Here is a 13836-nt window from a genome sequence, read left to right on the forward strand (position 1 = left end):
GAATGACGAACAGAAACCTTTCCATAACCATTTTTGACTTGTGTTACATTTGTTGTGGCGATTACCAACCTTTGGGGATCGACACTAAATAAAACGTCGCCTTCTTTTATTTTTCTTGTATCATTTGTCTTCATGGAGAGATTGTATTAAGTTTATTTATATATGTAACTTTAAAACAGTCTATGCATATGAAAAGTTTAATAACAAGCTTCAAATTAACAATTTATAAAGAATGCTTTAACTAATTAAAGACCTTCTAAGTAAAGTAGACTCTTTTATTTCTGAAAAATGTTTACCTTAGTATGATAAAATGTTTATCTAACTCATTCGAACGAAAGGGTTATCTTCAAAATTACACATCAATTATGGGATTATTTAGTTTTTTTAGGAGCAAAAACAAAAAAGTAGAAATACAAACTATCGAGCAAGACAGAAAAGAGAAAGTACTTTTAGCAATGCCTATATTTATAAATGGAGGCTCTCTCAAATTAGATAAAGTTGTAGAGAATCTTAAAGGTTTTTGGGGCCTGAATGTTTCAAATATCGAAGGAGATAACGAAACTGCTGCTTTCGAAATAGATGGATTAACCATCGCTTTGGGGAACATGCCTATTCCTATTCCTAAAGAAGAACTTGACGAAGTGATTCCCTATGCATACGTTTGGAGAGATGCAGCCAAAGAACTAGAAAAGCATACAGGTCACGCCATTGTATCTATTTTAGGAGGTGAAAAAACTCAAATAGAACGTTTCACAATTCTCAGTAAATTGCTTTGTTCAATTCTTATCACATCCGAAAACTGTATCGCTATCTATCAAGGCAACGAAACATTATTATTACATAAAGATCATTATCTATCGGCTGTTGACGATTTAAAGATGAATAGAATTCCTATATCTGCATGGATATACATAGGACTACGCTCTACTGCTAGTGGTATTGATGCATATACGTATGGATTATTTAATTTTGGAAAACCCGAAATAGAAATTATCGATTCTGGTCTTGATACGAATCGCTTATATACTATGATCTTAAGTATTGCAACACATATTATAGATAAGGATATTACATTTAGAGATGAAGAGATCTATAGCCTCTCGGGAGGTGTGAAACTAAAAGTCAATATATCTAAAGGAATTTATGTTGATGGAGTAAGTTTAAAATTTACCATTTAAAAGAATTACATACTTTTTCATTTTATATAAAGAACACACTCAGAGTTAGTTATTATAATCTACATTACTTTAGATCGAAAATAGTGTCTATTAATTTTAGATAGGTATTAACACTACTAATTTTGATAATTTATTAACTTTGAGATTCCACTAATCTTACTAAATCTATTATAAAACCGAAATAAACTAATCACTAGGTCTATGACCTTAAAATCTAAAACAGTAATATATGATGCGTCGATCTCTCAGTATTATTATTGGTTTATGTATATGTGCAAATCTTACGTTTGCTCAGAATAAATCACTATCACTCGATCCCCAAAAGGCAGAATGGTTTAAAGATGCCAAATTTGGTATGTTTATTCATTGGGGACTTTATTCTATGCTTGAAGGAAGTTACAAAAACAGAACATTGCCCGATAGTACTCTAGAAAATGGAAATACATGGTATGCAGAATGGATTCAAATGCGCTTGGAAATACCAGGTAGTGAATACCAAAAGCTGGCTCAAACATTTAATCCTGTCGATTTTGATGCAGATGCATGGATTGCAGAAGCTAAAAATGCGGGGATGCGTTATTTTGTAATTACATCAAAGCATCACGATGGTTTTGCGTTGTGGGATACTAAAGTATCAGATTTCAAAGTTACCAATACACCTTTCAAAAGAGATATTCTGGCCGAACTGGTAGCTGCATGTAAAAAATATGGAATTAAATACGGATTCTATTACTCACATTGGCAAGATTGGGAATATCCGGGTGGAGGAATGCCTAACTGGATGACAATGATTCCAGATGATCAGTTCGAAAAATACTGGCAAGAAAAATCTCTGCCACAAGTGAAAGAGTTATTAGTCAATTTCGATCCTGACTTATTATGGTTCGATACATGGGATTGGCCAACACACATCACAGATAAACGTCGAGACGAATTGATTGCTCTTGTACGTGAAAACAGTTCGAAGTGTTTGATTAACGGACGTATATCTTATCTAAACCCTGGGGATAATATTGATTTACTAGAAATGCACGATAATCAATATCCTGAGAAGATGCTTGATAAACCTTGGCAAACTCCCGCAACGATGGTACATTCTTGGGGATGGCATGCCAAAGATTATGCATGGAAACCTGCTTCTGAAATGCTTGGCTATTTAGTAAACAATGTATCAAAAGGAGGAAATTACCTTTTGAATATCGGACCCAAGCCCGATGGAACATTCCCTAAAGCTGCAACCCGTCGTTTGAGAGAAATGGGTGCATGGATGATTCCTAATCAAGAATCTATATACGGAACAAAACCTGTAAAGGTTGAAACTCCTACTGGTGTTTATTTGGCTCAGAAATCAGAAAACAATAAGCACTATCTATATATTAGTTTGACTAATGCTACTGGTAAAGTTGATTTACCATTTGATGTTTCAACTATTAAGGATTGTGTGGTTCTTGAATCAGATATGCCTATTTCGTTTTCAAAAGCAAATAGTGGAGTTACTTTTGATATACCACAAAGCTTATTTAAAGATTGCTCAGTACAAGTACTGAAAGCTGAAATAACAAAAGAACTTTAACCTAAACTATCATAATGCAAAAAGCAGCTTCATTTTTGTAATGAAGCTGCTTTTTTATTTTATCTTAATTATTTGTTTTATCAAGTAATTGAAAGTAATAAATAGGTCAAGACCTTATTCTCGAGTAGGCTTTAAATTTTCCAATTCTTTGATCTGAGACAAATCGAATGGTGTTTCCTGATATAAAAAATAATTAATCCAATTGTTAAATAACAAATTACCATGACCAGTCCAACGAGAAATCGGTTTTAAACTAGGATCATCGTGTTTATAATAATGCTTAGGTATGCTTATTGGCAAATCTTTCTCCAGATCGCGTACATATTCGTTATGTAAGGTATAGAGTGCATACTCAGAGTGTCCTGTTACATAAAACTCTCGACCTCCACGTCCTACAACTATATATATACCCGCTTCGTCAGATTCAGCCAATATTTCCAGATCAGGATGTTTCTCTATATCCTCTCGTCTAATCTCAGTATGACGACTATGAGGTGCATAAAACTCATCATCAAACCCTCTGAATAAAGGGAAACTTCTATCATTGATTGTATGCTTGAATACTCCGAATGTTTTTTCTGCCATCAAATGTTTAGGTACTCCGTATGCATTATACAAAGCAGCTTGTGCAGCCCAACATATATAAAATGTGGATGTTACATGATTACGTGCCCAATCAAACACAGCTGAAACCTCAGGCCAATAAGTTACTTCCTCAAATTCCATCAACTCCACAGGTGCACCAGTAACAATGAGTCCATCATAATTACTATTACGCACATCATTAAACTCCTTATAGAATGTTTCCATATGTTCTATAGGTGTATTCTTTGATTGGTGAGTCGAAAGTTTCAAAAAATCAACTTCTATTTGCAATGGAGTATTCGATAGTAAGCGAACTAAGTCTGTTTCCGCAGCTATTTTTATAGGCATCAGATTAAGTATAAGCACCTTTAATGGACGTATATCTTGCTCTTTAGCTCTAAGCTGAGTCATTACAAATATATTCTCTTTCTTAAGAATTTCTATTGCAGGCAGATTATCGGGTAGTGTTACGGGCATATTCTATTAGGGTCTTTTAGTCAATTAGAACAATAAAGATATAAAAAGCTATCAAATATAACTAATTGGAAATATTTATCAAGGTATTTCTATAAGAGTGTCTATCGCTAAGTTATGTTTTTAGGCAATCAAAAGAAGCGAATTGAGAGTATATTTTCTTTGCCAAACAAATTTAATCCAACTATTTCCAGAATTTCCAAAAGTTTTTTTTCTTTTCGATTTCAGTATTATTTGTTGTATTATATTTAGAGATTTTGTTTCCTTTATAAAGAGGAATATTGAATGTCAAACTAAATTTGCTACAATCAATATCTTCGGGCTTTTCTCCTGCTTTCAACGCTTGGTCAAAGGCATTTAATGCAGCACTCATCATCACTAAAGTTTTTCCATTCGTATCAATTCCTTCTTGTATTATATGTTGTGCAAGTTTAAAAGCTTGCATATAATAAGCTTCTTTATGGAGGTCGATATTAAATTGCTCGTTTGCATCATTAATAATAATTGCTTCTGAATTAAACTTTCCAGATCCAATTGATTCAATAAAAGCACGTCCAAAGGCTTCGGGTATCATCGAATATGCTTTTTCTATTCCTAAATCAGACAAGCCATAAGCTTTTAGATTTTCATACACATTTTCATATTCTGCTGTTCCTCCTATTAGTGCTGCGATTCTTCTTATATCAGTACCACTTGTCAATACCATAAAGACGCGTACTGAGAAAAAGTTTTCACTTTTAGGCCAATTTAGTTTAGTGGTATGTGCAAGCACATCTCCCCAAACATCATTATCAAGTAAAACTTCACAGGTAGTCATTTTATTATCTTGTTGAGCATAGAAGAGTCTAACCCAATGTATTCCTTCATCTAGGTTCTGCTTTTGAAGGATTTCTTCGAATTGATCGAGCCAGTTTGTAGGAAAAGATTCCGGGAGTTTGCCTCTGACTCCTATATTGCTCATTGTTACCTCAAAGGGTTTATCCCCAATTGTACAGTTATATTTTTTTACTTCAGAAGAAGAAGAAGAAGATGTATAAAATGCAGAAAATATTACATGAAATGAATTGTATGTAAAGTTTTCTAATGCTCTTTTAGTGGCAATTTCATAATTATCACCAAAACCGGCTACAGATTCTATTATATCACAATTGATTCCGATCTTAACCCGAACATCTAGTTGAAGAATTTTCAACTCTGTCTGCGAACTACGATCAAATAGGCGTATGTCAACAGTTATTGTCTCTTTTTGAAAAACTAATATTCCAGATTCTTCTAGACATTCAACTCCATGACTCCGAAATAAATCAGCGATTACTTTTATTGCTGATTCTTCATATTGATCCAGAGTATTTATATCCATATACATTTATTATAAAGATATACTAACTAGTTTTTAGTACTCCATGCAGGTTTTAGTTCCAGTACTTTATTGTGGATTGGGCAATCTTGATCGTGTGCCCCTGCTAAATAACCAGTACTCATCAAAAACTCATTAACTATTTCTCCTCCTGTAAATTTAAATGTCTTCTTGAAAAGCTTAACCCATTCTTCCTTTGTTTTAGGATGATTGGTGTCTATCCAATTCTTAAATGACCCGAATTCATTCTGCAGCTCTATAATTACTTTAGCATTATGTATTGCTGCATTAATTTTCAATTTATTCCGAATGATTCCTGTATCATTAAGCAATCGCTCAATATCCTTATCAGTATAATTAGCAACAGTAATTATATCAAAATTATCGTAAGCTTTTTTGAAATTACTTTGCTTCTTAAGTATTGTTAGCCAACTTAATCCTGCTTGATTAATTTCGAGAACTAATCTTTCAAACAACTCATTATCATCAGTAATAGGGAATCCATAATGATTGTTATGATAATCCTTATTAGGATTATTATCATCTTCTGTCAGATTATTTACAAATTCGCAATAGGTCATATAGTCAAGTTAGTTAAATGTATATTCAATAAAAGACTGAATTTAATAGGGTAGGAGATCTTATTTCCTCAACCGAACATAATCAACCTTATGATCCTCGCTTTTATGTAAGATCAGACTGGCACGTTCGCGAGTAGGGAGTATGTTCTTGCGTAAGTTTTTCCTGTTTATTTCTCGCCAAATACCTTTAGCCATATTAATGGCATTAGATTCTGCTAATTGAGTAAAATTATAAAAATAAGACTGCGGATCGGTAAATGCCCCATTTCTAAACTTCATGAAACGCGAAATATACCAGTGTTCAAGCATATCCTCTTCAGCATCTACATAGATCGAAAAGTTGAGATAATCAGAAAGGAAAACACGAGGTTTACTTTTAGGATAATCCATGCCACTCTGTAAAACATTCAGACCCTCTATTATTAAGATATCAGGCTGTTTAATGATCTCATATTCATTGGGTACTACATCATAAATAAGGTGGGAATATTTAGGAGCTTTTACCTCTTCTTTACCCGACTTTATGTCGCTTACAAACTCAAGTAGTTTATGTATATCATAAGATTGAGGAAATCCCTTTTTTAGCATTAATCCCTTTTCTTCCAAAATTGCATTTGGATAAAGAAAGCCATCCGTAGTAATAAGAGCAACCTTAGAGTTTTCTTTCCATCTACTCATCAACGCCTGCAAAACCCGTGCAGTAGTACTTTTCCCGACTGATACACTTCCTGCAACACCTATTATAAAAGGAATCTTAAGGGCTTTTTCGTTCAAAAACTCCATTGTTGCAGCTTGGCGCGTTTTGGTCGCATTTACATAATAGCTCAACAATCGGGTCAAAGGCAGATATATATCCTGAACTTCTTCTATGGAAAGTTCTTCATTTATACCCTTTAATTTCCCCAACTCTTCTTGCGTAAGCGTCATTGGCTCAGATTGTCGTAGTGCAGCCCATTTGTCACGACTAAACAGCATATAGGGGCTCTGAGAAGAAACATCCATTTATAGTCTCAGGTTTTGAGAATAATCGTTCAATTATTCATCGTGAATTAATTTTGCACAAAAGTACAAAATTAATTCGCGACACTCATATTAAGTAGGTGAAAGTATTTAAGGATGCGCTTTTTGATTATAAAAGACTATTGCTTTTGAGCTTACCAAAGAAACAATCCGATCTCAATTCTTATTTATCGTTCTTTGCACCAATCCATGTGGCCTTTCTCCAAATATATTCTAAAGGACCATGTTTATGACGTTTCATCCACCAGCAGGCAAAACTATATTGTAATAAGAATAAGACTATCCCCAAAAGGAATGAGAAAGTTATAGACAACTTATCGTGCAACCCTAGTCCCCAATTATAGAATAAGAAAGAGCCAACTATCGATTGGGTAATATATGCAGTAAGGCTCATCATGCCATATGGGGCTAATTTGCCTAATATTTTATGAAACTTAGTGGTATAATATAGATTAATAATCAACGAAACTATGAAAACCATAAACATAAGGTTTGCCAGAGGGTTAAGTATTATTTTAAGAGAACTAAGTACAGGTCCTTTATCTATAAACTGAGGAATCAGATTTACTAAACCACTCAAAGGGAAAAAGCATAATATAGATATAATTAATGCTTTTTTCCAGAATCTTAGATTATCCTCTGTATTCAAAAATAAACCCGCACGCCCCACCAGCATACCAAACATAAACAAGGATGCAGTTTGAAAAACACGACCATACTCCCATGCATACGAAAAGTTAGCCATCTGTCCCGCTCCAAGATTCATTTTCACCGTCTCTAAAAACGTTCCGTTCATCTGTACTTTGTATGCTTCTCCGAAATAATAGCCCACCATACTTTCACCTGCTACATAATCAGGATTCATCAATGCCGAAATAAGCTTATACCATTCAAAAGGCTGTAACATTAAGATTGTTGCAATTATAAAAACAACTTTACTTGACAAGCGACAAACAAAAAGCAATACAAACCCCATGATAGAGAAGAAAACCAATATTTCGCCAGTAAAGAACATTGCATTAATAGTTCCCCAGAGAAACAACAAAACAAGCCTCCAAGCAAATCGAGGTCTAAAATCTGCTCCTTTTTCCATTCGGTTATTATCTTGAATGAAGAAACTGAATCCAAATAATAAAGCAAATATTCCGTATGCTTTACCCGAAAAAACAAAAAAAACTGAATCCCAAATGGCTTTATCTGTAAACTTTAACCATTCGTTTTCTACTTCAGGAAACGAATAGAAATTGAAATGCTCAATGGTATGAATAAGAAATATTCCCATAATAGCAAAACCGCGTAATACATCGGCTACATCAATACGTTTTGACTCACTCATAGTATTAGTTTAATATTAATAAGGTTTAATTTTCTACTTTGTACAAAAATATCATATTATATTTAATAGCCCTCAACTAAAATGATTTTGTTATAATAATTAACAAAAGATGTTCACTAATTTATTAAATCGATATACTTCTGATCCTTTACAACCCAATCTTCTAAAATAAAGTAATAAAAGAATGAAAGAATATCTAAAAAAAGTCTATTTTTACGGCCAGAGTTTTTACTCAAGGAATGTAGCAATAAATAAAATATAGAAATGAGTTTCAGTAGTAAAGTAAACCAAGCAAGAAGGGTTATAATGCAAGGGTTGGCCAGTAATATTGGTAAATCGACCATTAGCAAGAAAGATTATTCAAATAACCCTCTTCAAGTAAAAAGAATTTTAATTTGTAGACCTAATAGTCGATTAGGCAATCAATTATTAATAACACCTTTAGTACAAGAACTCGTCGAAACATTTCCTGAATGCAAAATTGATCTGTTTGTTAGAGGATTTCTAGCACCTATTTTGTTTGAAAACTACAGTAATGTTGATCGTACTATTAAGCTACCTCGAAAACCATTCAAAGAATTAATAGGATACAGTAAAGTTTGGTTCTCATTAAGAAAATACCATTATGACTTAGTGATTAATGTTAGTATGAGTTCCTCATCTGGAAGACTTTCTACTCAGCTTACTCGTTCAAAAGTGAAGTTTTTCAATGAGGACAGCGAAGAACTACGAGCAAAATACCCCGATTATATTCATATTGCTAAATTCCCAGTTTATAACTTGAGGAAATATCTAACCCAATTTGGAATTAAAGAGAACAACAAGCCTGTTTTCCCTTTAGATCTAAAATTAAGCCCTTCGGAAATAGCCAATGGTAAAAACGTTTTAGATAATATTGTCAGTGACACAAAGAAGACAATTTGTATATATACTTTTGCTACGGGCAGTAAATGCTATACTGAATCGTGGTGGGAACCTGTATACGACAGACTAAAGGCTGAATATGGTGAAACTTATAATATATTGGAGGTTTTGCCCGTTGAAAATGTTTCTCAGATAGGATTTAAAGCACCCTCTTATTACAGTAAGGATATCCGTGAGATTGGCTCAGTTATAACAAACACCGAAGTTTTTATAGGTGCTGATAGCGGTATTATGCACTTAGCTAGCTCTGTTGATACCCCAACAGTGGGATTATTTTCAATTAGTGATATAGATAAATACCAGCCTTACAACAAGGGCAGTATAGCCATAAACACTAACAAAACAAGTACGGACGACCTTATACAAGTAATTAATAAAATCCTTTCAGATAAAAAAGGAGAATAAGTAATTACAACCTAGAAAACTTTGTTGATTACTTATTCATCGAACTTTTAGCTATCTCTCTGAGCTTAGACACTGTTGTCCATCCTCGAGTGGTAGCTAAAATTTTTAATTTCTTTTCAAAGAAAGTATTTGTCAATTTTGTTTTGCCATATCCATTGGTGCAAAATAAGTAGATAGCTGATTTATAAATGATAAATAAATCATCCCCTGCATACTTATTGATCTCTTCGATAACAGGCTCATTTATATTCTCAGATAGAAAAATGATATAAAGTTTTTCAGTATCTTTATTCTGTGTCACAAATGGATTGTTTTCATACACATCATTAAACTCCTCAATACTTTTGACAATAACGGGCACATCCAATTGAAATTGTTGATGTATTTGCTTCGAAATTAGATCAGATAGTGCTTTACAACTTTGTATATTAGATTGAAAAACAACATTCCCACTCTGAATATACGTCATCACGTTTTCGAGTTGTAGATTTTCATAGAGGATTTTCAAATCATCCATCTTTATTTTTCGATGCCCACCAACATTAATCCCTCGTAACATAGATATGTAAGTTTGTTTCGAAGAATCCTCTATATTCATGATATTACTTTTTTATTTAATTTCGTAAGCACAATTCAAACTATCATCACCAACAGTTGCTCCTAATTTCTTATAAAACGAAATGGCTTCTTTATTCCACTCCAATACTTGCCATCGAAGTGATTTGCATTTTGTTTGTCTTGCTAAATCAATTAAAGCACAAGCTAGCATTGTCCCGACAGACAATCTCCTGTACTTTTCTTTTACATATAAATCATCCAGATAAATAGACTTTCCAGTCCAAGTATGATAGGTATAGAAATAGAACGCGTACCCGATAGCATCGCCTTTTTCATTTTCGGCTAAATAACAATGGTAATTATCCTTTTCCTTTATTAGTTCGTCTATGCTTATTTTCACTTTGTCGGCTTTACCTAAATAAGTAGCAAACTCTTTAATCATATTAAATATTACGGGAATGTCTTTTTCTGTGGATTTTCTAATGCTAATATTCATAAAATGTGTTTGTTTAAATGGAACTACCAGTTATTTTTCAACTAAAAAAGGCAGATCATATAGATGATCTACCTTTTAGTATGAGAGAGCCGTACCGATGGATAAAGACGAAACTCCGTTAAACAGGATTTGAGTGCCTCCATCCCTTTGTAATTCACTGCGCCTAAGCAATCCCGAAGGATGTGACCCGCCATTAGAATAGAGAAGCTTGTCTCGGAATTCGTATGTAATTGATGAGTTTCCCAATCGACCAGTACGACTCAATATTTTAAAGAAGGCTCTCCTTCTAATTGATCTTAATTGCTAATTCAAAAATATAGAATATTCTCGAAATATCCAAGCTTTGCAGGAGTTATTTAAATTTTTTCTCCACATTGCAATGGCAACTCGAACATCCACAGGCACCTCCCGATTTCTCCTTTAGGAAGAAGAAAGAATAGACTTTATATCCTAAAGTTGCAGCAACTGCTAATCCTATTATTGTTACAATTATCTCTTGTATCATCATTTTTCAATTTTATTACAACATTCAATTGGTTCTTTTTTATAAACAGACATCTACTATATAACGTTCAATTTATTCACAAAAATAAACTTCCTATCTGGAATACTGCAAACGCAACAAACCAAGCCAGTAGGGTAGTGTAGACTACACTGAAAAGTCCCCATTTCCAAGATCCTGCTTCCTCTTTTATTGCAGCAATTGTAGCCACACAAGGGAAATAAATCAATACAAATAGTAGTAAACTTATCACAACCAATGGCGTAAAAGTTGGTGTACCATCAGGATTTGTACTACTCAATAAACGTTCTTGCAGCGATGATTGATCTTCATCTGCATTTCCGGTATATAATACTGCCAATGTACTCACCACAACTTCTTTTGCTGCACTTCCTGTTAGTAAGCTTACACTTATTCTCCAGTCAAAACCTAAAGGACGCATCACCGGTTCGATGAACTTCCCAAGACGTCCTATATATGAATATTCCGTATGGTCGGTAGTTCTTAAAGCTTCTTGCTCATCAACTTGTTCGTTTCTCTCTTCCTCAGTAAGCAAGCCACTAGAGAAGCTTTCATCAATTTTTTCGATCTGAGTATCTATCTGTTGGTTTTCGATACTATCCTGAGGGAAATATCCTAAAAACCATATAAGAATAGAAGCTATAAGAATAACTCCCCCCATCTTTCTGAGGTATTGTCTCGATTTATCCCACATATGTCTGCATACCGATTTAAGGGTAGGCATACGATAAGGAGGTAATTCCATTACAAAAGGAGCATCTTCACCCGCAAATAAGAAACGCTTAAACAATCGGGCAGATATTACAGCTAATAATATTCCTATTATATATAGACTAAATAGTGCTAATCCTGCATTGGCTTTAAAAAACACCCCTACAAAAAGCAGATACACCGGCAAACGGGCACTACATGACATAAATGGGTTGATAAGCATAGTTATCATACGGCTATTACGACTTTCGATAGTACGCGTTGCCAGTATTGCAGGAACGTTACAGCCAAATCCCATAATCAATGGAATAAAAGACTTACCATGCAATCCCATCTTATGCATTACCTTATCCATTATAAATGCTGCACGAGACATATAGCCCGAATCTTCCATAAATGAAATGAAAGCATATAAGATCACAATATTTGGAAGGAATACAATTACGCCACCTACACCTCCAATAATACCATCAACTATAAGGTCTTTAAGTATACCATCGGGCATGTAATTACGCACTATATTACCTATCCATTCCACAGCAGATTCAATCCACCCCATAGGATAATCACCTAAACGGAATGTACATTCAAACATAATCCACATGAAGATAAAGAATAACGGGAAACCTAAATATTTATTGGTTACGATAGCATCAATCACACGTGTGGCATCCGATTCTTTCAGCTTCTCTTTGAATGTTTCTTTTAATCCTCCGGCAACAAAGCCATAGCGGGCATTAGTTATTGCTGATTCGGTATCTTCTTGAAGAGTACTTTCTATATCTTTAATTTCATCAGCAGTTACTTGCAGTATGTTTTCAGCCGACTGATATGCATGCTTCACATATTTGGTAACTTCCGCATCTTTCTCTAAAAGTTTGATAGATAGGTAACGAGTAGGGAATATACGTTCAATTCCTTTTTCCTTATCGAGTAAGATATTAGTTTTACTAATTGCATTTTCGATAGTATGTCCGTAATATATTTTAATACGACGTACTACGGGTTCTTTGTTTTCATAAACTCTGATTACTGCATCAAACAAGGCTGGAATACCCATTCCCGAGCGACAAACTGTGGGAACAATAGGAATACCTAATAACTTAGAAAGTTTTATATGATCAAATTCACTACCACTTTCCTGAAGCTCGTCATACATATTCAAATCTATGACCATCGGAACCTCCATATCGATTAATTCTGTTGTCAGATATAGATTTCGTTCCAAATTAGAAGCTGCAACAACATTGATTACAACATCCGGCTTTTCTTCTATTAAGAATTTTCGCACATATAATTCTTCGGGGGTATAAGCCGATATAGAATATGTACCAGGCAAGTCTACAATTTTGATTTGGTACCCGTTGTGCTTGAAGTTTCCTTCTTTAGAATCAACAGTCACACCACCATAGTTACCAACGTGCTCGTGCGCTCCTGATGCAATATTAAACAATGACGTTTTACCGGCATTCGGATTGCCAACTAGTGCGATGGTTATCTGTTTAGTTCCATTGGGAGCTTTTTTCAGAACACACTCTTCGCAATCATAATTATTCTCAAATGAGTACTTCTCTTCAACAAGAGCTTTTTTTTCTTTATTATCTTTAGGATATATTACTTCGATCAATTTGGCTTCGCTTCTTCGTAACGAAACCTCATAGTCCATTATTTTATACTTTATCGGATCTTTGAGAGGAGCATTAAGTATGACTTTTATAGCTTTTCCTTTTATGAATCCCATTTCAAGAATTCGTTTACGGAAAGCCCCACTGCCATTTACTTTTACAATAACACCAATCTCTCCGGTTTTGAGGTCAGATAGAAACATGTTTTTTTATTAATTTTAGGGAATACAAAGATGCTTATTTTTGCCGATATACCTCTTTATTATTTATAATAATTTTAAATAAGGATGGCTTTTTAAGGACTAATAGGTTATTTTAAATTTTAGAATACTTCCCTTTTTATCCCATTTTTTATGTTTTTGAAATCTGATATGCTATATTTATGTATTATTTGTAACTAAAAAATATAAACTCTCTATAAATTGATATTTTCGACACATCTTTTTTTACAGAATATTTGTTATAAATAATATGGCTAATTGATGGTATA

General features: G+C 33.8%; 13 protein-coding genes. 3 read left to right on the forward strand and 10 right to left on the reverse strand.

Going from position 1 to position 13836, the window contains the following annotated elements; all coding sequences use genetic code 11:
- Window positions 1-365: 365 nt before the first annotated feature.
- A complete protein-coding gene (locus tag HGC4_RS17515) occupies window positions 366-1178 on the forward strand; it encodes a DUF4261 domain-containing protein (protein ID WP_185099986.1) in 813 nt (270 codons plus the stop codon).
- Window positions 1179-1407: 229 nt separating this feature from the next.
- Complete coding sequence (locus HGC4_RS17520) at window positions 1408-2751, forward strand: alpha-L-fucosidase (protein ID WP_242047155.1); 1344 nt, start codon at window positions 1408-1410, stop codon at window positions 2749-2751.
- Between the two features lie 114 nt (window positions 2752-2865).
- On the opposite strand, the gene metA is transcribed toward HGC4_RS17520, so the two are convergent.
- The 5 genes from metA to HGC4_RS17545 form a co-directional block, all read right to left on the reverse strand.
- Complete coding sequence (metA, locus tag HGC4_RS17525; protein WP_050711436.1) at window positions 2866-3813, reverse strand: homoserine O-acetyltransferase MetA; 948 nt, start codon at window positions 3811-3813, stop codon at window positions 2866-2868.
- 181 nt (window positions 3814-3994) lie between these two features.
- Window positions 3995-5170 (reverse strand): DUF6348 family protein, encoded by a 1176-nt coding sequence (locus HGC4_RS17530; RefSeq protein WP_050711437.1) that lies wholly within the window; start codon window positions 5168-5170, stop codon window positions 3995-3997.
- A gap of 26 nt (window positions 5171-5196) precedes the next feature.
- Window positions 5197-5748, reverse strand: a complete 552-nt coding sequence (locus HGC4_RS17535) for a DNA-3-methyladenine glycosylase I (RefSeq protein WP_050711438.1) — start codon at window positions 5746-5748, stop codon at window positions 5197-5199.
- Between the two features lie 60 nt (window positions 5749-5808).
- Window positions 5809-6750, reverse strand: coding sequence for a type I pantothenate kinase (coaA, locus tag HGC4_RS17540; protein WP_050711439.1), 942 nt, complete (start codon window positions 6748-6750; stop codon window positions 5809-5811).
- 181 nt (window positions 6751-6931) lie between these two features.
- Entirely contained in the window at window positions 6932-8104 is a 1173-nt protein-coding gene (locus HGC4_RS17545; RefSeq protein ID WP_050711440.1) for a DUF418 domain-containing protein, read from the reverse strand.
- Window positions 8105-8368: 264 nt separating this feature from the next.
- Here HGC4_RS17545 and HGC4_RS17550 point away from each other — a divergent pair, with 264 nt between their 5' ends.
- A complete protein-coding gene (locus HGC4_RS17550; protein WP_050711441.1) occupies window positions 8369-9433 on the forward strand; it encodes a glycosyltransferase family 9 protein in 1065 nt (354 codons plus the stop codon).
- 28 nt (window positions 9434-9461) lie between these two features.
- On the opposite strand, the gene HGC4_RS17555 is transcribed toward HGC4_RS17550, so the two are convergent.
- The 5 genes from HGC4_RS17555 to feoB form a co-directional block, all read right to left on the reverse strand.
- On the reverse strand, window positions 9462-10031 hold the full coding sequence (locus HGC4_RS17555; protein WP_050711442.1) for a DUF1697 domain-containing protein: 570 nt from the start codon (window positions 10029-10031) through the stop codon (window positions 9462-9464).
- A 12-nt stretch (window positions 10032-10043) separates the two neighbouring features.
- On the reverse strand, window positions 10044-10487 hold the full coding sequence (locus HGC4_RS17560) for a GNAT family N-acetyltransferase (RefSeq protein WP_050711443.1): 444 nt from the start codon (window positions 10485-10487) through the stop codon (window positions 10044-10046).
- A gap of 75 nt (window positions 10488-10562) precedes the next feature.
- On the reverse strand, window positions 10563-10751 hold the full coding sequence (locus HGC4_RS18740; RefSeq protein ID WP_146212723.1) for a hypothetical protein: 189 nt from the start codon (window positions 10749-10751) through the stop codon (window positions 10563-10565).
- A gap of 88 nt (window positions 10752-10839) precedes the next feature.
- Window positions 10840-10992 (reverse strand): FeoB-associated Cys-rich membrane protein, encoded by a 153-nt coding sequence (locus tag HGC4_RS18745; protein WP_157258381.1) that lies wholly within the window; start codon window positions 10990-10992, stop codon window positions 10840-10842.
- A 76-nt stretch (window positions 10993-11068) separates the two neighbouring features.
- Window positions 11069-13549, reverse strand: coding sequence for a ferrous iron transport protein B (gene feoB / locus HGC4_RS17565; RefSeq protein WP_050711444.1), 2481 nt, complete (start codon window positions 13547-13549; stop codon window positions 11069-11071).
- Between the last annotated feature and the right edge of the window lie 287 nt (window positions 13550-13836).

This window comes from Dysgonomonas sp. HGC4, assembly GCF_001261715.1.
Classification (GTDB): Bacteria; Bacteroidota; Bacteroidia; order Bacteroidales; family Dysgonomonadaceae; genus Dysgonomonas_A.